The organism is Saccharothrix sp. AJ9571 (genome assembly GCF_021725495.1).
GTDB classification, from domain to species: Bacteria; Actinomycetota; Actinomycetes; order Mycobacteriales; family Pseudonocardiaceae; genus Amycolatopsis; species Amycolatopsis magusensis.
In genome coordinates, this window is sequence record NZ_CP091382.1 from 945,560 (window position 1) to 967,953 (window position 22,394).

The 22,394-nt window shown below is 72.1% G+C and carries 5 protein-coding genes; 4 read left to right on the forward strand and 1 reads right to left on the reverse strand.

Annotation, left to right across the window (positions count from 1 at the left end):
• Positions 1-53 precede the first annotated feature (53 nt).
• Positions 54-977: a proteasome assembly chaperone family protein gene (locus tag L3Q67_RS03730; protein WP_499188202.1), complete on the reverse strand. Its 924-nt coding sequence runs from the start codon at positions 975-977 to the stop codon at positions 54-56.
• 271 nt (positions 978-1,248) lie between these two features.
• On the opposite strand from L3Q67_RS03730, the gene L3Q67_RS03735 reads away from it, so the two are divergent.
• The 4 genes from L3Q67_RS03735 to L3Q67_RS03750 all read left to right on the forward strand — a co-directional run bounded on the left by L3Q67_RS03735 (position 1,249) and on the right by L3Q67_RS03750 (position 22,385).
• Positions 1,249-2,664, forward strand: coding sequence for an acyl-CoA carboxylase subunit beta (locus L3Q67_RS03735; protein ID WP_499188203.1), 1,416 nt, complete (start codon positions 1,249-1,251; stop codon positions 2,662-2,664).
• A 21-nt stretch (positions 2,665-2,685) separates the two neighbouring features.
• A complete protein-coding gene (locus L3Q67_RS03740) occupies positions 2,686-3,444 on the forward strand; it encodes a thioesterase II family protein (RefSeq protein WP_499188204.1) in 759 nt (252 codons plus the stop codon).
• Positions 3,445-3,571: 127 nt separating this feature from the next.
• Positions 3,572-4,549: an alpha/beta hydrolase family protein gene (locus L3Q67_RS03745; protein ID WP_499188205.1), complete on the forward strand. Its 978-nt coding sequence runs from the start codon at positions 3,572-3,574 to the stop codon at positions 4,547-4,549.
• Positions 4,550-4,577: 28 nt separating this feature from the next.
• Positions 4,578-22,385: a type I polyketide synthase gene (locus L3Q67_RS03750; RefSeq protein WP_499188206.1), complete on the forward strand. Its 17,808-nt coding sequence runs from the start codon at positions 4,578-4,580 to the stop codon at positions 22,383-22,385.
• Positions 22,386-22,394: the final 9 nt, after the last annotated feature.

A 22,394-nucleotide genomic window follows, 5' to 3' on the forward strand; every position in this document is an offset into this window, starting at 1 on the left:
TCACGAATGTGGCTTTCGAGACGAAAAACGTCCCGAAAGCCACATTCGTGACATCAGTTCTCCGGGCGCGGCGGTCCCTGCTGGTCGGCGAGGAACTGTTCGAACGCCGAGCCCAGTTCGTCGGCGGTCGGCATGTGCTCGACGGTTTCGGCGAGCAGGCTGTCCTTCTCGGCCTCCGCGTCGGCGAAGGTGTCGTACTGGCGTTCCAGGGCCCGCACCACGTCGGCGACCTCGTCGGATTCCTCGACCTGGCGGTTGATCTCAGCGTCCGTGGTGCGCGCCGACTCCCGCATGCCGTCGGCGGACAGCGCCAGCCCGGTGGCGTCGATGACGGCTTCGAGCAGCCGCAGCCCGGCCGAGGCGTAGGACGCCTGCGCGAGGTAGTGCGGCACGTGCGCGGCGAAGCCCATCGCGTCGTGGCCGTGCTCACCGAGGCGCAGCTCCAGCAGCCCGGCGATGCTGCCGGGCACCTTGAGCCGGTCCGACAGCGGCTGGTAGCCGCCGACCAGCTCCGGCCGGGTCGCGTGCGCGGTCAGCCCGAGCGGCCGGGTGTGCGGCACGCCCATCGGGATGCCGTGGAACCCGACCGTGAGCCGGACGCCCCAGCGCTGGACCAGCTGCCGCACCGCGGCCGAGAACAGTTCCCACTCGCGGTCCGGCTCCGGGCCGGTGAGCAGCAGGAACGGCGTGCCGTCGTGGTCGTGCAGCAGGTTGACCACCAGCTCGGGCGCCCGGTATTCCGACCAGTGGTCCGTGACGTAGATCATCGGCGGGCGCCGCGCCCGGTAGTCGATCAGGCGGTCCACGTCGAACCGTGCGACCACCCGGTGCGCGAACTCGCTCAGCAACTGCTCGGCCACCAGCCCACCGGCCGAACCGGCGTCGACGAACCCGTCGAAGTGGTGCAGGAGCACGGCCCCGGCCAGGTCCGGGACATCGGAGTCCACCTCGTACAGCTCGTCCGGATCCAGCGCCACTACCGCCTCCTGCCACTCGTCTGCCGCCCGTTCCGGCTACAACGCGAAACCGCGGCGAGTTCATCCCGCCCCGGGCTCCCACCGCACCCGGTGGCGTCAGCCTGCCAGGTCGCCCGCACCCCCCGCACCGGCCCCTACGCACCTCGGGCGCGCCGGGTAGGGGGTTGTCCGCCCGGAGCCCGCCTGCCACGTTGAAGCCGAGGCCGGCCGAGTGCCGGTACCTGGAGATTATCCCCCCAGTCCACCTCATCCGCGGGCGGAGAAACCAGCGATGTCCCTGACTGCCACCTCCAGCGAGACCGCACCGGCCGACCACCGCCACCCGGCGGTGCGCCTGGCGAAGCTGCTGGACGAGGATTCGATCACCCCGTTGCAGCCCGCCGACGACAGCGGGGTGTTCTCGGTGCGCGGCCGCATCGACGGCGCCACGGTGATCGTCTACTGCACCGACGCGACCCGGATGGGCGGTTCGCTGGGCGCGGCGGGCTCGGACCACATCATCGCCGCGATCGAGACCGCCGTGCGCGAGCGGCGCCCGGTGCTCGGGCTGTGGCACTCCGGCGGGGCGAAGCTGGCCGACGGCGTGGAGTCCATGGACGGCGTCGGGCGCATGTTCGCCGCGATGACCCGCGCCTCGGGCAAGGTGCCGCAGCTGTCCGTGGTGCTGGGTCCGGCCGCCGGAGCCGCCGCCTACGGTCCCGCGCTGACCGACGTGATCGTGATGGCCGAGACCGGCCGGGTGTTCGTCACCGGGCCCGAGGTGGTCCGCAGCGTCACCGGCGAGCAGATCGACATGGCCGGGCTCGGCGGGCCGGAGGCCCACGGCAAGCGGTCCGGCGTGGTGCACGTGACCGTGCCGACCGAGGAGGACGCCTACGCCAGCGCCCGCGAGCTCACCGGGTACTTCACCCGGCCCGGACTGTTCGACCTGGCCAAGGTCGAAGAAGAACGGGATCTGCGTGCCTTCCTGCCGGAGTCGCCGCGGCGGGCCTACCCGGTGCACCCGCTGGTCCGCGGCCTGCTCGACGACCACGCCTTCCTGGAGTTGCAGGCCAAGTGGGCGCCGAACGTGGTGATCGGCTTCGGGCGGCTCGGCGGGCGGTCGGTCGGGGTCATCGCCAACAACCCGCTGCGCAAGGGCGGCTGCCTCGATTCGCTGTCCGCGGAGAAGGCTTCGCGGTTCGTGCGGCTCTGCGACGCCCTAGGGATTCCCCTAATCGTGCTCGTCGACGTCCCGGGCTATCTGCCGGGTGTCGGGCAGGAGTGGGACGGCGTCGTGCGGCGTGGCGCGAAGCTCCTGCACGCCTTCGCCGAGGCCGTCGTGCCGCGGGTCACGCTCATCACGCGCAAGTCCTACGGCGGCGCCTACATCGCGATGAACTCGCGCTCTCTCGGGGCCACCGCGGTGTTCGCCTGGCCGGACGCGGAGGTCGCGGTGATGGGGGCGGAGGCCGCGGTGGGCATCCTGCACCGCAAGAAGCTGGCCGCCGCCGCGGACCACGAACGGGAGGAACTACGGGCCGGGCTGGTCGCCGAGCAACAGCGGATCGCCGGTGGGGTGGGCCGCGCGCTGGCGATCGGGGTGGTGGACGAAGTCATCGATCCGTCGAATACTCGGGCGAGGCTCGTCCGCGCGCTGGCCGCCGCGCCGGCCGGACGGGGACACCACGGGAACATCCCGCTCTAGCAGCGACTGAAGGGACGGAGCATGACCGCGAGTACCGCCGAGGACTGGGTACGCCGGTTCCACCCCGCACCCGCCGCCCCGCACCGGCTGCTCTGCCTGCCGCACGCGGGCGGCTCGGCCAGCTACTTCTTCCCGGTCTCGCGATCGCTGTCGCCGGGCATCGAGGTGCTCGCCGTGCAGTACCCGGGCCGCCAGGACCGGCGCGCGGAACCGCTGATCGACTCGATCGAAGTGCTGGCCGACCGGGTGACCGAGGCGGTCGAGGGCTGGACCGACCGGCCGCTGGCGATCTTCGGGCACAGCATGGGGGCCACGCTCGGCTTCGAGGTGGCCAGGCGGCTGGAGAAGCGCGGTGTGGTGCCGGCGGCGTTGTTCGCTTCCGGCCGCCGGGCGCCGTCCACGCTCCGCGACGAACGGTTCCACGAGGGCTCGGACGCCGAGCTGCTGGCCAACGTGCGCAGCCTGGCCGGTACGGAACAGGCCCTGCTCGGGGACGACGAGATCGTGAAGATGGTGCTGCCCGCCATCCGCGCCGACTACCGCGCCGCCGAGACCTACCGCTACCCCGAGGGCCCGGACCTGAGCTGCCCGGTCTTCGCCATGGTCGGCGACGACGACCCGAAGGCGACGGTCGAGGAGGCAGGCGGCTGGGAACGGCACACCAGCGGCCCGTTCGAGCTGAAGGTGTTCCCCGGTGGGCACTTCTACCTCAACGAGCACACCCCGGCGATCCTGGACACCATCTCCACCCACCTGCAGTCGACCAGCAGCCGAATCTGATCCGAGGGAAACGAATGTGGCTTTCGGGGCGGAATACGCCCCGAAAGCCACATTCGTGTTCTCGGCTGTTTTTCGCCCGATAGCTGGGTTTTAGGTCAGCTTTGGGCAAGCGGTTGACCATGGGGGCATGAATGACGTCGAGGAGCTCAAGCAGTTCGCCCTCGTGCACGCCCGGACCCAGGGGATCCCGCCTGAGCTGACCGAAGCGGTGCTCGGCCGGATCACCTCCGACGACGCGGCGCACCCCGGTTCGTGGACGGGCGAATGGTCCCGTGCCGCCGAAGCACACGAGGCGCGGCAGGAACTCCTCGAAGCGAGCCGGCTCTACACGATGGCCCGCTTCCCCTTCGTCGACGGCCCGGCGCGGCAGCACGCGCTCGACAAGGCCATCGACACCTTCTCCCGGTCCGGCTCCGGCCTCGAACCGTTCCAAGTGGACACTCCGAGGGGCGTGATCCGCTGCTGGCGCGGCGGCACCGGGCCGCTCCTGCTGATTTCCGGGGGCATCGTCAGCATCAAGGAACAGTGGGCGGGCCTGCTGCTCCAGCTGAACAAGGCCGGGCTTTCCGGCGTGGTCACCGAACTTCCCCAGGCCGGCGTCAATTCGCTGCCCTACGACGCCGAGAGCTGGCGGATGATCCCCGCGATCCTCGACGCGCTCGGCACCACGGAATCCACCGGGGCCTACGCGATGATGATGAGCTTCAGCGGCCACCTCGCCCTGCGTGCCGCGGCGAACGACCCCCGCATCAACGGGGTGCTGACCGTCGGCGCGCCGGTCAGCGGGTTCTTCACCGACGCCGGGTGGCAGCAGGCGCTGCCCCGCGTGACCGTCGACACGATCGTGCACCTGACCGGTGAGAAGCCCGGTGGCCTGGCCGACTGGGCACTGCGGCCGGAGGAACTCCGGTCGATCGACGTCCCGGTCGCCTATGTGGCCAGCAAGCGCGACGAGATCATCCCGCCGCACGACATCGGCCTGCTCGCCACGCACGTGCGCCGGTTCAGCCTGCTGGAGCACGACGACGTGCACGGCTCGCCGGCCCACACCGCGGAGACCGGCGCGTGGCTCACCCGATCCCTCCAGGCAATGACAAGCAATTGACCACCGCCCCATCACCGAAAGGCCGTCCGTGAACGAGATCGCGATCGTCGGACTTTCCTGCCGCCTGCCGCAGGCCCCCGACCCCCGGCGCTTCTGGGCGCTGCTGCGGGACGGGGTGGACGCGATCACCACCATGCCCGGCGAGCGCTGGGACAGCGACACCCCGGTGCCGCCGGGCGCCGAACACGGCGGTTTCCTGGACGGGGTGGGCGATTTCGACGCCGCGTTCTTCGGCATCTCCCCGCGTGAAGCGGCGATCATGGACCCGCAGCAGCGGTTGGTGCTGGAACTGGCGTGGGAAGCGCTGGAGGACGCGGGCATCGTGCCCGCCGCGGTGCGCGGGGCGCAGGCGAGCGTGTTCGTCGGCGCCATCGGCAGCGACTACGGCACGCTCATGCAGCGCGCGGGCGCGGACACGATCAACCAGCACACCATCACCGGCACCAACCGCGGCATCATCGCGAACCGCGTGTCCTACACCCTTGGCCTGCGCGGGCCGTCGGTGACGGTCGACGCGGCGCAGTCGTCCTCGCTCGTCGCCGTGCACCTGGCCTGCGAAAGCCTGCGCAGCGGCGAAGCCACGCTCGCCCTCGCTGGCGGGGTGAACCTGAACCTGGCGCCCGAAAGCACGCTGACCGCGGCCCGGTTCGGCGGCCTGTCCCCCAGCGGCCGCGCGTACACCTTCGACGCCCGCGCGGACGGTTACGTGCGCGGCGAAGGCGGCGGGCTGGTGGTGCTCAAGCCACTGGCGCGGGCGATCGAGGACGGCGACCGGGTCTACGCGGTCATCCGCGGCGGCGCGGTCAACAACGACGGTGCCGCCGACGGCCTCACCGTGCCGAACGCGCACGCGCAGGAAGCGTTGCTGCGCAAGGCTTACGAGGACGCGGCACTGCTGCCGTCGTACGTCGAACTGCACGGGACGGGCACGCGCGTCGGCGATCCGATCGAGGCGCGGGCGCTCAACGCCGCGTTCGGGGACCACCGGCTGCGCGTCGGCTCGGCCAAGACCAACGTGGGGCACCTGGAGGGCGCGGCGGGCATCGTCGGGCTGCTCAAGGTCGCACTGAGCATCCACCACCGCGCGCTGCCGCCGAGCCTGAACTTCGCCACACCCAATCCGGCGATCGACTTCAGCCACCTCGCGGTGCAACAGGAACTCGAAGAATGGCACGGCCCGCGCGTGGCCGGGGTGAGTTCGTTCGGCATGGGCGGCACGAACTGCCACCTCGTGCTGACCGAAGGCCCGGAACGGATCACCACACCTTCGCCGGAGCCCGGCGTTGTTCCGGTGCTCCTTTCGGCGAAGTCGGCTTCGGGCTTGCAGGCCCAAGCGGACAGGCTGGCAGAATTCGTCACCGACCAGTCCCTCGGCGACCTCGGTCATTCGCTGGCTTACACCCGGACCCACCACGAACACCGGGCCGTGGTGCTCGCCGAATCGCTCGAAGAATTGCGCGAGAACCTGAAAGTGCTGCGGCCGGGTGTCGCCGGAGAGGCGAAGGTCGCCTTCCTGTTCCCGGGTCAGGGCAGCCAGCGCGCGGGCGCCGGTCGTGAACTGTACGAGCGCTACCCGGTTTTCGCTTACGCCGTCGATGAGATCTGCGCGCGCTTCGACCACCACCTGGACCGGCCGCTGCGCGAGATCATGTTCACCGACGCGGAAGCGCTCGGGCAGACGCACTACACGCAGCCCGCGTTGTTCACCTTGGGCGTCGCGTTGTTCCGGCTCGCGGAATCCTGGGGCCTGCGCCCGGATTTCCTGCTCGGGCACTCGATCGGCGAACTGGCGGCCGCGCACGTCGCCGGGGTGCTCACCCTGCCGGGCGCTTGCTCGCTGGTCGCCGCCCGCGGCAGACTGATGCAGTCGGTGACCGAGCACGGCGCCATGGTTTCCTTCAAGGGCACCGAAGACGAGGTCCGGGCACTGCTCACCGACGGCGTGGACGTCGCGGCGATCAACGGTCCCGATTCCGTGGTGCTTTCCGGCGATCACGACACCGTTCTCGAACTGGCGCGCGCGTGGAAGGCCGACGGCCGCAAAGCCAAGCAGTTGCGGGTGAGCCACGCCTTCCACTCGCCGCACATGAATTCGATCCTGGACGAATTCCGCGCACTGGCCGCCGGACTCGATTTCGCCCCGGCGACCTTGCCGATCGTCTCGAACATCACCGGCGAACCCGCCACCGATCTGAGTTCACCGGACTACTGGGCCGACCACATCCGGCACGCCGTGCGCTTCGCCGACGGTGTGCGTTTCCTGGCCGGCGCCGGGGTCACCGATTTCGTCGAACTGGGTCCGGATCCCGTGCTCGCCGGAATGGCCCGCGACACCGATTCGACCATCACCATGGCGTCCATGCTGCGCAACGGTCGCAGCGAGGAACGCAGCTTCCTGAACGCTCTCGCTTCCGCGCACAACTCCGGCGCCGAGGTCGACTGGTCGCAGGCGTTCGGCACCGCCCGGCGCATCAGCCTGCCCACTTACGCCTTCCAGCGGGAACGGCACTGGTTCGGCGAAACCACCCGGCTCAAGGCCGAAACGCCGTCCTCGCCGTGGGCGGAACGCCTCGGCGGACTCAGCGATGCCGGGCAACACGAGGTGCTGCTCGACCTCGTCCGCGGCTCGATCGCGGCGGTCCTCGGGCACAGCAGTGCGGAAACGGTCGACATCGGGCACACCTTCAAGGAACTCGGCTTCGATTCGCTGACCGCCGTCGAACTGCGGGACCACCTCAGCGCCGCCACCGGCCTCCGGCTGCCCGGCGCGCTGATCTACCACCACCCCACCGCGACCGCGCTGGCCCGCCACCTGCGGACCGAACTGCTGGACGCGCCGGAAACCGTGACCACCGCGGTGACCACGTCGGTGACGACGGTTTCGGACGAGCCGATCGCCATCGTCGCGATGGGCTGCCGCTACCCCGGCGGCGTCACCACCCCCGAGGAACTGTGGCGGCTGGTGGCCGACGGCGTGGACGCGATCACCGAGTTCCCCGGCAACCGCGGCTGGGACCTCGACGGCCTGTACGACCCGGACCCCGACGAGCCCGGCCGCTCCTACACCCGGCACGGCGGTTTCCTGCACGACGCCGACACCTTCGACCCGGCCTTCTTCGGCATCAACGCCCGCGAGGCCGCCGCGATGGACCCGCAGCAGCGGTTGCTGCTGGAGACCTCGTGGGAGGCGATCGAACGCGCGGGCATCGACCCGGCTTCCCTGCACGGCAGCGGCACCGGCGTCTTCGTCGGCGCGATGGCGCAGGACTACGGCCCGCGGCTGCACGAAGGCACCGAGGGCGGCGGCTACCTGCTCACCGGCAACACCACCAGCGTGGCGTCCGGCCGGATCGCCTACACCTTCGGCTTCGGTGGCCCGGCGGTCACCGTGGACACAGCCTGCTCCTCGTCACTGGTCGCGCTGCACCTGGCCGCGCAGGCGCTGCGCCACGGCGAATGCTCGCTGGCGCTGGCCGGTGGCGCGACGGTGATGGCGTCGCCGGGCATGTTCGTCGAGTTCAGCCGCCAGCGCGGGCTGTCGGCGGACGGCCGGTGCAAGGCGTTCGCCGCGGGCGCGGACGGCACCGGCTGGGCCGAGGGCGCCGGCATGCTGCTGCTCGAACGCCTCTCCGACGCGCGGCGCAACGGGCACCCGGTGCTCGCCCTGATCCGCGGCTCGGCGATCAACCAGGACGGCGCCTCCAACGGCCTCACCGCGCCCCACGGCCCGTCGCAGGAGCGGGTGATCCGCTCGGCGCTGGCCATGGCCGGGCTGGAACCGTCCGAAGTGGACGCCGTGGAGGCACACGGCACCGGCACCTCGCTGGGTGACCCGATCGAGGCCGACGCCCTGCTCGCCACCTACGGGCGCCACCGCGGCGACCACCCGCTGCTGCTCGGCTCGTTCAAGTCGAACATCGGGCACACGCAGGCGGCGGCCGGGGTCGGCGGCGTGCTCAAGATGGTCATGGCGATGCGGCACGGGGTGCTGCCGAAGACGTTGCACGTGGACGCCCCTTCGCCCCACGTGGACTGGTCGGCCGGTGGCGTCGAGCTGCTGACCGAGCCGGTCGCCTGGGAGCGCGACCGCCCACGCCGCGCCGGGGTGTCTTCGTTCGGCATCAGCGGCACCAACGCGCACCTGATCCTCGAACAAGCCCCCGACGAGGCTCCCGCGCCTGCTGCCGAGGTCACCGGCACGATTCCGTGGCTGCTGTCGGCCAAGACCGAGGGTGCGCTCCGAGCCCAGGCCGCGCGCCTGCTGGACCATCCGGGCAGCGCCGCGGAAATCGGCTTCTCTCTGGCCACCACCAGGCCGTCTTTCCCCCACCGCGCGGTGGTCCTCGGCGACACCGAGGCGGACCTGCGCGCGAACCTAGCACTGCTAGCGAATGGCACCGAGAATCCGCTAGCAGTGCTAGGAACCGCACGCCCCACTGGCCGCACGGTCTTCGTCTTCCCCGGTCAGGGTTCCCAGTGGGCGGGCATGGCGACGGCCCTGCTCGACACCTCCCCCGTCTTCCGCGAGCGAATGGAAGCGTGCGCCGAAGCCCTCGCCCCCTACGTCGACTGGTCGCTGCTGGACGCCGTCCGTGGTGAAGGGCTCGACCGGGTCCAGGTGGTGCAGCCGGTGCTCTGGGCGGTGATGGTTTCGCTGGCGGAGCTGTGGCGATCCATCGGCGTCCAGCCCGACGCGGTCCTCGGCCACTCCCAGGGGGAGATCGCCGCCGCGTATGTGGCCGGAGCGCTCTCCCTCGAAGACTCCGCACGCATCGTCGCCCTTCGCAGCAAGGCGATCGTCGCGCTCGCCGGGACCGGTGGCATGGTCTCCGTGCCGCTGGCCGCCGCTGACACCGGGCAGCTCCTCACCCGCTGGCCCGGCCGCATCCACATCGCCGCGGTCAACGGTCCCGGATCCACCGTGGTCGCCGGTGAACCGGCCGCGCTCGGCGAGCTGCTGGCCGACGAAACCGTGCGCGCCCGCCGCATCCCCGTCGACTACGCCTCCCACACCCCGCACGTCGAGGCCATCCGCGAGGAACTGCTCGAAGCGCTCGCCGGGATCACCCCGCGCTCCGCCGAGACCGACTTCTACTCCACGGTCACCGGCGACCGCCTCGACACCACCGAGCTGGACACCGCCTACTGGTACCGCAACCTGCGCCAGCCCGTCCTCTTCGAGCAGGCCACCCGCAAGCTCGCCGACGACGGCCACCGGACCTTCATCGAGTCGAGCGCGCACCCCGTGCTGACCAACGGCATCAACGAAACGCTGGAGGACACCGCCACGGTCACCGGCACCCTGCGCCGGGACGACGGCGGCTGGGACCGCTTCCTCAAGTCCGCCGCACGCCTGCACGTCGAAGGCACGCGGATCGACTGGGATGCGCTCTTCGCCCCCGGCACCCGCGCGATCGAGCTGCCGACCTACGCCTTCCAGCGGCAGCGGTACTGGCTGGACGTCCCGGCACCGGCCGGCGACCCGGCCGCCTCCGGTCTCGACGCCGCCGAGCACCCGCTGCTCGGCGCCGCGGTCGCGCTCGCCGAGGAGAACCGGCTCGTGCTGACCGGCAGGCTGTCCCTGCGCACGCACCCGTGGCTGGCCGATCACGCCGTGCGCGGCACGGTCGTGCTGCCGGGCGCCGCCTTCGTCGAACTCGCCATCCAAGCCGGTGACCAGGCCGGATACCCGGTGCTGACCGAGCTGACCCTGCGCGCTCCCCTGCTCCTGCCCGCGGAAGACGGCGTCCGGATCCAGGTCGTGGTCGACGGCGAAGAGGTCAGGATCTTCTCCCGCACCGGCGAAGAATGGACTCTGCACGCGACCGGCGTGCTGGGCACCGAGGCCGGTGAGGTCGAGCAGCTGACCGGGGACTGGCCGCCCGCGGGCGCCGAGCCGGTCGACCTCAACGGCATCTACGACCAGCTCGCCGAGAGCGGCTACGACTACGGCCCGGCCTTCCGCGGCCTGCGGTCGGCGTGGCGGCTCGGCACCGACGTCTACGCCGAGGTCCGGCTGCCCGAGCCCGAGGGCGCGGCCGACTTCGGGCTCCACCCGGCCCTGCTCGACGCCGCGCTCCACGCGGTGGTCGGGCTGGTGCCGCTGTCCCGGGCCGACGGCGAGATCCCCCTGCCGTTCTCCTGGGACGGTGTGCGACTCGGCGCGGCGGGTGCCGCCGCGCTGCGTGTCCGCGTCGCCCCCCACGGCGCGGACCGGGTGGCACTCGCACTGGCGGACTCCTCGGGACTCCCGGTGGCGTCGGTCGACTCCCTGCTGCTGCGGCCGATGCCTGCCGAGCTGCTCGCCAGTGCGGGTGCCACTCCACTCGACTCGATGTACACAGTGGACTGGATCGAGGTCGCGGGCGCCGAGGCGGCCGAGGCCGTCACCTTCGGCGGCGAGGACGTGCACGCGGTGACCGCCGCCGCCCTCGAAGCGATCCAGGCGCACCTGCGCGAGGACTCCGAGGCGCCACTCGTCATCGCCACCCGCGGCGCCGTCTCCACGCGGCCCGGTGAAGGGGTCGACGACCTGGGCGCGGCCGCCGTCTGGGGACTCGTCCGCTCCGCCCAGACCGAACACCCCGGCCGCTTCGTCCTGGTCGACACCGACGGCCCGATCCTGGTCACCGGCGAACCGCAGGTCGCCGTGCGCGACGGCCGGGTGCTCGCCCCGCGCCTGGCCCGCGCCCGGCTCGAACCGGCGGGCCGGGTGCTCGATCCGGACGGCACGGTGCTGATCACCGGTGGCACCGGCGTGCTCGGTGCGCTGGTCGCGCGGCACCTCGTCCACCAGCACGGCGTGCGGCACCTCGTGCTGACCAGCCGACGCGGGCAGGCCACCGGACTGCACGACGAACTCCGGGCGGCAGGTGCCGCGGTGAGCGTCGTCGCCTGCGACGCGGCGGACCGCGAAGCGCTGAAGGCCGTGCTCGACGGCATCCCATCGCTGACCGCGGTCTTCCACGCGGCGGGCGTGCTGGACGACGCCGTCGTCACCGCGCTCGATCCGGAGCGTCTGTCCAGCGTGTTGCGCCCCAAGGTCGACGCGGCGCTGCACCTGCACGAACTCACCCGGGACCGCGACCTCGCCGCCTTCGTGTCGTTCTCCTCGGTCACCGCCACCATCGGCAGTCCCGGCCAGGCGAACTACGCCGCCGCCAACGCCTTCCTCGACGGACTGGCCCACCACCGGCACGCCCTCGGCCTGCCCGCGACCAGCCTCGCCTGGGGCCTGTGGGCCGAAAGCAGCGGCCTGACCAGCGCGATGAGCACGGGCGACCGCGCCAGGATGGCCCGCACCGGCATCGCGCCCCTGCCCACCGACCAGGGCCTCGCGCTGCTCGACGCGGCGCTGGCCGCTGACCGTCCCGCGCTCGTCCCGGCGAAATTGGACCTCAGCTCCGGCACGCTGCCGAGCCTGTTCCACGGCCTTCGCCGCCCTGCGCGCCGCCGCGTCGAGGACCGGCCGGAAAGCGACGGTTCCTGGTCCCAGCGCATGCTCACGCTCTCGTCCGCCGAACGGGCGCGCGCGGTGACCGAACTGGTCCGCGCGCAGGTCGCCGTCGTGCTCGGGCTCGACGCGAACGCCACCGTCGAGCACACGCGGGCGTTCAAGGAGCTGGGCTTCGACTCGCTCACCGCGGTCGAACTGCGCAACCGGCTCAACACGGCGACCGGACTGCGCCTGCCGACCACGATGGTCTTCGACCACCCGAGCCCGGCGGCGCTGGCGGAGTTCCTGCACACCGGACTCGGCGGCACGGCACCCGCGCCCACCACGGCAGTGTCCACAGTGTCCACAGCGTCTAGAGGGTCCAATTCGGACACCGGCGAGCCGATCGCCATCGTCGCGATGGCCTGCCGCTACCCCGGTGGCGTCCGCACCCCGGAAGACCTGTGGCGCCTGGTCGCCACCGGGACCGACGCGATCGCCGAGTTCCCCGGCGACCGCGGCTGGGACCTCGAACACCTCTACCACCCGGACCCCGAGCACAACGGGACCTCGTACGCCCGGCACGGCGGCTTCCTCTACGAAGCCGCGGACTTCGACGCCGAGTTCTTCGGCATCAGCCCGCGTGAGGCGACCGCGACCGACCCGCAGCAGCGGCTTCTCCTGGAGACCGCGTGGGAGGCCTTCGAACGCGCCGGCGTCTCGCCGCAGGACCTGCGCGGCAGCGACACCGGGGTGTTCGCCGGGGTCATGTACGACGACTACGGCACCCGGCTGGGCAGCGCACCCGACGGCTACGAGGGCCACCTGCTCACCGGCAACACCACCAGCGTCGCGTCCGGCCGCATCGCCTACACCTTCGGCTTGGAGGGCCCGGCCGTCACCATCGACACCGCCTGCTCCTCCTCGCTGGTCGCCATGCACCTGGCCAGTCAGGCGCTGCGCGGCGGCGAATGCTCGCTGGCGCTGGCCGGCGGGGTCACCGTGATGGCCACGCCGAACGTCTTCGTCGAGTTCAGCCGCCAGCGCGGGCTCTCGGCCGACGGCCGGTGCAAGCCGTTCGCCGCGGCGGCCGACGGCACGGGCTGGTCCGAAGGTGCCGGGCTGGTCCTGCTCGAACGGCTTTCCGACGCCCAGCGCAACGGCCGCCGGATCCTCGGTGTGCTGCGGGGCTCGGCGATCAACCAGGACGGGGCGTCGAACGGGCTGACCTCGCCGAACGGCCCGTCGCAGCAGCGGGTCATCCGGCAGGCGCTGGCCAACGCCGGGCTACGACCGTCCGATGTGGACGTCGTCGAAGCGCACGGCACCGGCACCACGCTCGGCGACCCGATCGAAGCGCAGGCTCTGCTCGCCACCTATGGACAGCGCAGCCAGGACCAGCCGCTCCGGCTGGGCTCGGTCAAGTCGAACCTCGGGCACACCCAGGCCGCCGCCGGGGTCGCCGGGGTGATCAAGATGGTCGAGGCCATGCGGCACGGCGTGCTGCCGAAGTCGCTGCACGTGGACGCACCTTCACCCCACGTCGACTGGTCGGCGGGCGCGGTCGAGCTGCTGACCGAAGCGCTCGACTGGGAACGCGACCGCCCGCGCCGGGCGGCGGTGTCCGCCTTCGGCATCAGCGGGACGAACGCACACGTGATCCTGGAACAGGCGCCGGAGCCCGAGATGCAGCCGACCGCGACCGGGACCGTGCCGTGGGTGGTGTCGGCGGTGAGCGAGGAGTCGTTGCGCGCGCAGGCACGCCAGTTGCGCTCGCACGTCGCCGACCTGCCGGAGCCGGACCTCGGCGGGATCGGGGCGGCGCTCGCCCGGCGTGCGGTGCTGCCGCACCGCGCGGTCGTGCTCGCCGCCGACCGGGAGGACTTCCTGCTCGGCCTGGACTCCATCGTCGCCGGAGACACCGCCTCGAACGCGGCGCTGGGCTCGGTCACCACCCCGGGCAAGACCGCCTTCGTCTTCCCCGGCCAGGGCTCGCAGTGGGCGGGCATGGCCGTCGACCTCCTGGACCGCTCCCCGGTTTTCCGCGACCAGATGCTCGTCTGCTCCGACGCCCTCGCCCCGCACGTCGACTGGTCGTTGCCGGACGCGCTTCGCGGCGAAGGTCTGGGGCGCGTGGACGTTGTACAGCCGGTGCTTTGGGCCGTGATGGTTTCGCTGGCTGCGTTGTGGCGGTCGGTCGGCATCGAGCCGGACGCGGTCGTCGGGCACTCGCAGGGCGAGATCGCGGCCGCGTATGTGGCCGGAGCACTGTCCCTTGAGGACTCCGCCCGCGTGGTCGCGCTTCGCAGCAAGGCGATCCGCGAAATCTCCGGGCTCGGCGGCATGGTTTCGGTGCCGCTCGGCGCCGAAACCACCGAAGCGCTCCTGATGGGCCGTGACGGCCTGGGCATCGCGGCGGTCAACGGTCCATCGTCCACCGTGGTCTCCGGTGACGCCGCCGCACTCGACCAGTTGCTCGCCGACTGCGAAAACAGCGACATCCGCGCACGCCGCATCCCGGTGGACTACGCCTCGCATTCGGCGCACGTGGAGACCATCCGCGAACAGGTGCTCGCCGATCTCGCCCCCATCCGGCCACGCACCTCGGATCTCGCGTTCTACTCGACCGTGACCGGCGAGCCGATCGACACCGCCGAGCTGGACGCCTCCTACTGGTACCGCAACCTGCGTCAGACCGTGCTCTTCGAACCGGCCACCCGCAGGCTCGCCGACGACGGCCACCGGGCCTTCATCGAGTCGAGCGCGCACCCGGTACTGACCGTCGGGCTCCAAGGCACGCTGGACGCGCTCGAAGTCGACGCCGTGGTGACCGGTTCCCTGCGCCGCGACGAAGGCTGGGCGCGGTTCCTCGACTCGGCCGCCAGGGTGCACGTCCGCGGCACGGCCGTCCGCTGGGACTTCGACGGCGTCCGCCCCGCCGAGCTGCCGACCTACGCCTTCCAGCGGCAGCGGTTCTGGCTGGACGCCCCCGAGCGCAGCGGTGACGTGACCGCCGCCGGGCTCGACGCGACCGCGCACCCGCTGCTCGGCGCGACCATGCACCTGGCCGACGGCGACCGGCTGGTGCTCACCGGACGCCCGAACCCGCGCTCCCTGCCGTGGCTCGCCGACCACCGGGTGTTCGACACCGTTCTGCTGCCAGGCGCCGCTTTCGCCGAGCTGGCACTGGAAGCGGGCCGACTCGCCGACTGCGAGCAGCTCGCCGAACTGACTCTGCACGCACCGCTGGTCCTCACCGAGCACACGCGGCAGCTGCAGGTCACCGTCGCCGGCCCGGACGACGACGGCCGCCGCCCGGTCGAGATCCACTCGCGAGCCGACGGCGAACCGTCGGTCCGTCACGCCTCCGGCCTCCTTTCGCCGGAACCAGCCGAGCCCGGGCCCATGCCGGACTGGCCGCCGGAGCACGCCGAGCGGATCGAACCCGCCGAGCTGTACGAGAAGCTGGCCTTGCGTGGTTACGACTACGGCCCGGCGTTCCAGGGCGTGGTCGCCGCCTGGCGCGGTGACGGCGAGCTGTTCGCCGAGGTCCAGCTGCCGGAAGGGCTGCCGGCGCAGGCGTTCGGCCTGCACCCGGCGTTGCTCGACGCCGCACTGCACACCGTGGCGCTGGCCGCGGACGGCGCGGCGGCCGGTCAGGTCATGCTGCCGTTCTCGTGGTCCGGTGTCTCCCGGTTCACCACCGGCGCGACCGCCCTGCGCGTGCACGTCACCCAGGACCGGGACACCTTCACGCTGCGGATGTCCGACCCCGGCGGCACCCCGGTGCTCACCGTCGATTCGCTGGTGACCAGGCCGATCGACGCGAGCAAGTTGAAGCCGGGCGCCGAACGAGAGCTGTATGCGGTGGAGTGGTCGCGGCTCGAACCGGGCACCGACTCCGCGCCCGAGTTCGAGGTTTTCGAGTGCCTCCCCGGTGAGCACGGCGTGCCCGCGAACACCCACGAGACCGTCCACAATGTACTAGCCAAGCTGCAGGAGTGGCTTGCCACCGAGCACCCCGCGAAGCTGATCGTGCTGACCCGGGGCGCGATCGCGCTGCCCGGCGAGGCCGTCGAAGACCTGGCCGGCGCCGCCGCGTGGGGCCTGGTGCGCTCGGCGCAGACCGAGCACCCCGGCCGGTTCGTGCTCGCCGACGTGCGGGACGCCACGGCGGACGCGCTCAACGCCGCGATCGCCTCCGGCGAGCCGCAGGTGGTCCTCCGCGGAGACACCGCCTACGCCCCGCGGCTGGTCAAGGCGCCGCCGGAGCGGCCGGAGCTGGGCGACACCGTGTTGATCACCGGCGGCACGGGCGTGCTCGGCAGCCTGCTCGCCCGGCACCTGGTAACCACGCACGACGTCCGGCGCCTGGTGCTGACCAGCCGCCGCGGCCTCGATGCCCCGGGTGCCGCCGAACTGCGGACCGAGCTGACCGCGCTCGGCGCCGAAGTCGACATCGCCCGCTGCGACGCCGCCGATCGCGACGCCCTCGCCGCCCTTCTCGACACCCTCCCCGGCCTGACCGCGGTGGTGCACGCGGCAGGCGCGCTTGACGACGCCGTGCTCACGGCTCTGGACTCCGAGCGCCTGTCCACCGTGCTGCCACCCAAGGTCGACGCTGCCTGGCACCTGCACGAACTGACCCAGGACCGCGAACTGTCGGCGTTCATCCTGTTCTCGTCGGTGGCCGGGACCGCGGGCACCGCCGGACAGGCCGGCTACGCGGCCGCCAACGCCTTCCTCGACGCGCTCGCCGCCCACCGCCAGGACCTCGGCCTGCCCGGCACGAGCCTGGCCTGGGGTTACTGGGCCGAGGAGACCGGCATGACCGGTCACCTCACCGAGGCCGACCGCCTGCGCCTGGCCCAGAGCGGGTTCGCCCCGATGGACACCGGCGAGGGCCTGGCCCTGTTCGACTCGGTGCGCCAAGGGGTTCGCGTGCCCGCGCGGCTGGACCTCGCCGCCTTGCGCGGCCGGGCCGCCGCCGGCACCCTGCCGCCGCTGTTCGCCGGGCTCGTCCGCGCGCCCGCCCGGCGGGTCATCACCGGACTGGCTCAGCGCCTGGCCGACGCCGACCCCGCCGAGCAGCTCAAGGTGCTGACCGAACTGGTCCGCACGCACGCGGCTGCCGTGCTCGGGCACTCCGGCGCCCAGCAGGTCCCGGCCGAGCGGGCCTTCAAGGACCTCGGCTTCGACTCGCTCACCTCGGTCGAACTGCGCAACCGGCTCAGCGAAGCGGCGAGCACGCGCCTGCCTGCCACGCTGGTGTTCGACCACCCCACCCCGCAGGCCGTCGCCGTGTTCCTGCGCGAACACCTCGGCGGCACCCGCACCACCCGCGCGAAGGCGAGGGCGGCCACCGGGCACGACGAGCCGATCGCCATCGTCGCGATGGGCTGCCGCTTCCCCGGTGGCGTGCGCTCGCCGGAGGACCTGTGGCGCCTGGTCGACGCGGGTACCGACGCGATCTCCGAATTCCCGGTCAACCGCGGCTGGGACCTGGACCGCCTCTACGATCCCGACCCGGATGCGCAGGGCACCTCGTACGTGCGCCACGGCGGTTTCCTGCACGACGCCGACGAGTTCGACCCCGAGTTCTTCGGCATCAGCCCGCGTGAGGCGTCGGCCACCGACCCGCAGCAGCGGCTCCTGCTCGAAACCGCGTGGGAAACCTTCGAACGCGCGGGTCTCGACCCGGCTTCCCTGCGCGGCAGCGACACCGGCGTGTTCGCCGGGATCATGTACGACGACTACGCCTCGCGGTTGCTGAAGAACCCGCCCAAGGACGTCGAGGGCTACCTGGTCAGCGGCAGCGCGGGCAGCGTGGCGTCCGGCCGCGTCGCCTACACCTTCGGGCTGGAGGGCCCGGCGGTCACCGTCGACACGGCGTGCTCGTCCTCGCTGGTCGCCGTGCACCTGGCTGCGCAGGCCCTGCGCAGCGGCGAATGCTCGCTGGCGCTCGCCGGTGGGGTGACCGTGATGGCGACCCCGGCGGTGTTCATCGAGTTCAGCCGCCAGCGCGGCCTTTCGCCGGAGGGCCGGTGCAAGTCGTTCGCCGCGAGCGCGAACGGTGCCGCGTGGAGCGAGGGCGCCGGGCTCATCCTGCTCGAACGGCTCTCCGACGCCCAGCGCCACGGCCACCAGGTACTCGGGGTGATCCGTGGCAGCGCGGTCAACCAGGACGGCACGAGCAACGGGCTCACCGCGCCCAACGGCCCGTCCCAGGAACGCGTGATCCGGCAGGCGCTGGCGAACGCGGGCCTGCGGCCGTCCGATGTGGACGCGGTGGAAGCCCACGGCACCGGCACGACGCTCGGTGACCCGATCGAGGCGCAGGCTTTGCTCGCCACCTATGGGCAACGCAGCCAAGAGCGGCCGCTCCGGCTCGGCTCGATCAAGTCCAACATCGGTCACACGCAGGCCGCCGCCGGAGTCGCCGGGATCATCAAGATGGTGCAGGCGATGCGTCACGGCGTGCTGCCGCGGACCGTGCACGTCGACGAGCCGTCACCGCACGTCGACTGGGCCACGGGTGCCGTCGAACTGCTGACCGAGCCGGTCTCCTGGGACCGCGACCGCCCGCGCCGCGCCGGGGTGTCTTCGTTCGGCATCAGCGGTACCAACGCGCACCTCATCCTCGAACAGGCACCGGAAACACCCGAACAGCCGGCCTCCGAGCACACCGGTCCGCTGCCCTTCATCGTCTCCGCCAAGTCCGACGCGGCGGTACGGGAGCAGGCCGCGCGACTGGCCGAGCACGTGCGGGAACACGCGCCGGTCGACCTCGCGCATTCCCTGCTGACCACCCGGCCCCTGCTGGATCGCGGGGCCGTGGTGGTGGCCGCGGACCACGACGAACTCCTGTCCGGTTTGGACCAGCTCGGCGCGACCGTGGCCCGGGAGGACGAGGGCGGACTCGCGTTCCTGTTCACCGGTCAGGGTGCGCAACGGCCGGGCATGGGCCGTGACCTGTACGAGCGCTTCCCGCGCTTCGCCGAGGCACTGGACGCCGCCTGCGCATACCTGGACACCGAGCTCGACCGTCCACTGAAGACGGTCATGTTCACCGGTGACGAGCTGGACCGCACCATCTACACCCAGCCCGCGTTGTTCGCGCTCGAAGTCGCGCTCTTCCGGCTCTACGAGTCACTGGGCGTCCGCCCGTCCTATGTGGTCGGACATTCCATCGGTGAACTGGCGGCGGCCCACGTCGCCGGAGTGCTCTCGCTCGAAGACGCCTGCCGCCTGGTCGCCGCCCGAGGGCGGCTCATGCAGAGCCTGCGTGACGACGGTGGCATGGCCGCGATCGAGGCGACCGAGGAAGAGGTGCTCGCGTCACTGCGCGGCATCGCGGGGGTGTCGATCGCCGCGCTGAACGGCCCGTCCGCGACCGTGATCAGCGGCGACCGCGACGCCGTGCTCGACGTCGCCGCGACCTGGAAGGCACAGGGCCGCCGGAGCACCCGGCTGCGCGTGAGCCACGCGTTCCACTCCCCGCACATGGACGGCATGCTCGGCGAATTCCGCCGCGTCGCCGAAAGCCTGACCTACCACAAGCCGGAGATCGCGGTGGTCTCCAACCTCACCGGCGACTTGGCCACGGACGAACTGCGCGAGACGGAGTACTGGGTGCGGCACGTGCGGCACGCCGTGCGCTTCGCCGACGGCATGCGACGGCTGCACGAACTCGGCGTGCGCACCTTCGTCGAACTGGGTCCGCAGCACACGCTCACCGCGATGGGTGGGGACTGTGTACCTGACGGGGGTTCGGGGGTCCGGGGGTCGTCCCCCGTGCGGACAACACAGTCTGACCTCTTCGCCACGTTGCGGTCCGACCGCCCGGAAGACCGCGCCTTCCTCACCGCGCTCGGCCGGATCCACCTGCGCGGCACCGATGTCGACTGGCCGCGGTTGTTCACCGGCCGGCGCGTGGACCTGCCGACGTACGCCTTCCAGCGCAGCCGTTACTGGCTGGACCTGCCCGAGGACAGTGGCGACGTGACCGCCGCCGGGCTCGGCGCCAGCGCGCACCCGCTGCTCGGCGCGGCCGTCACGCTCGCGGGTGGCCGGGGGCTGCTGTTCACCGGTCGGCTGTCCCGGAAGTCCTGGCTGGGCGAACACACCATCGACGGCACCGTGCTGGTCCCCGGCACCGCGCTCGTCGAGCTGGCCCTGCACGCCGGTGACCAGGCGGGCGTGCCGGAATTGGAGGAGCTGACCATCCAGGCTCCGCTCGTGCTCCCGGAAACCGGTGCCGTGCAACTTCAGGTCGCGCTGAACGCCGGAACCGTGACGATCCATTCGCGGTCGGCAGAGGACGAAACCTGGACGCAGCACGCCGAAGGCACCCTCCGCGCCTCGACCACCACACCGGTGGCCTGGGAAATGCCCGCGGACGCGACCGAAGTGGAACTCGGGGACGTCTACGGCCGTCTCGCCGCATACGGGTACGAATACGGCCCGGCTTTCCAGTGCCTCGGTTCCGTGCACGAGCACCACGGCGAGCGGTACGCCGAACTGCGCCTCGACGCCGAGTCCGACGGGCACGGCATCCACCCCGCGCTGCTCGACTCTGCGTTCCACCTCCTGGCGCTCGATGCCACGGAGACCCGGGTGCCCTTCGCCTGGCGTGATGTCGCCCTGCACGCGACAGGCGCGCGGTCGCTGCGGATCCGGTTGACCCCGGCGGGTGATGGCGCGTATGCGATGTCCGCCGTCGATCCGGCCGGGCAGCCGGTGCTCACCGTCGGCTCGCTGGAAACCCGGCCCGCGGACCTGGGTGCGGCCAAGCGGCTCGACCTGTACCGGGTCGACTGGGCACCGGCTCCGCAAGCGTCCACAGAGGAAACCGAGGTCCTGCACGCCACCGGTACCGACGTCCACGAGACGACCTGGCGCGTCGCCACCGCGCTCCAGCAGCACCTCGCCCAGGACGACGGACGGCGGCTGACCGTGGTCACCACCGCGGGCGAACTCGCCGGAGCCGCGATCCACGGCTTGGTTCGCGCTGCCCAGCGCGAACACGGCGACCGGTTCGCCCTGCTCGACACCGACCGGCCGGACGCGATTCCGCCGGAGGCCCTGAGCGGCGCACCCGAACTCCGGGTCCGCGCCGGTGAAGTGCTCGCGCCACGGCTGATGCGAGCCGGCGCGACCGGCCGCAAGCTCGATCCCGAAGGCACGGTCCTGCTCACCGGCGGCACCGGCGCGCTCGGCCGCCGCATCGCCCGGCACCTGGCGCACCACCACGGCATCCGGCACCTCCTGCTGGTCAGCCGCACCGGTGGCGAGGCACCGGCGGACCTCGGCCCGGACGCGCGGGTGCTCGCCTGCGACACCGCCGATCGCGGCGCGCTCGCCAGGGTGCTCGCGGACATCCCGGCCGAACACCCGCTCACCGCGGTGGTCCACGCCGCGGGCGTGCTCGACGACGCCGTGCTGACCTCGCTCACCGAAGAGCGGTGGCACGCGGTCGCGCGGCCCAAGATCACCGCCGCGCGGAACCTGCACGAGCTGACCCGGCACCTGGACCTCGAGGCCTTCGTGTTGTTCTCCTCGATCGCGGGCACGCTCGGCAGCGCCGGTCAGGCCGCCTACGCCGCCGCGAACGCCTACCTCGACGAACTCGCCCGCCACCGCCAGGCGGACGGCCTGCCCGCGGTGTCGCTGGCCTGGGGACTGTGGGCCGAAAGCGGCGGTATGGCCGACAGCCTGTCCACTGTGGACCAGGCACGGCTGGCCAAGCTCGGGGTTTCGCCGCTGCTGCCCGGTGACGCGCTCACCCTGTTCGACGCGGCACTGAGCGGTGAGCACCCGGCGCTGGTCGCGGCGAAGCTGGACTTCACCGCCGCGCACCCGCTCTACCGCGGGGTGGCGCGCACGCCGGTCCGCCGGGCCGCGAACAACACGGAAGCGCTGGGCGGGTTGAGCGAAGCCGAGCAGCGCAGGCGGTTGCTGGACCTGGTCACCACCACGGTGGCCGAGGTGCTCGGGCACGCCGGCACGGACGGCATCGACGCCGACCGCGGCCTGCTCGCGATGGGCTTCGATTCGCTGACCGCGGTGGAGTTCCGCAACCGGCTCGCCGCGGAAACGGGCCTGCGCCTGCCGTCCACGCTGGTGTTCAACCACCCGACACCGGGGGCGATCGCCGACTACCTGCGGGCCGAACTGGCCCCGGCACCGGCGGGCGAACTGGACCGGCTGGAGGCCGAACTGGCCTCGATGGCTCCGGCCCGCCAAGCGGAAGTGACCGCGCGGCTGGCGGAGATGCTGCGCAAGTGGGGCACGAACGGTACGGGCAACGGCGCCTCGGCCGACCTCGATTCGCTGAGCGACGACGAGCTCTTCGACGCTCTCGACGAAGAACTGGGACAGAGGGGCAACGGGAGAAGATGACGACCGAAG

Excerpts from the sequence above, each read along its gene's own strand:
- L3Q67_RS03735 (WP_499188203.1), top strand. The coding sequence starts at position 1,249 with ATGTCCCTGACTGCCACCTCCAGCGAGACCGCACCGGCCGACCACCGC.
- L3Q67_RS03740 (WP_499188204.1), top strand. The coding sequence starts at position 2,686 with ATGACCGCGAGTACCGCCGAGGACTGGGTACGCCGGTTCCACCCCGCA.
- L3Q67_RS03745 (WP_499188205.1), top strand. The coding sequence starts at position 3,572 with ATGAATGACGTCGAGGAGCTCAAGCAGTTCGCCCTCGTGCACGCCCGG.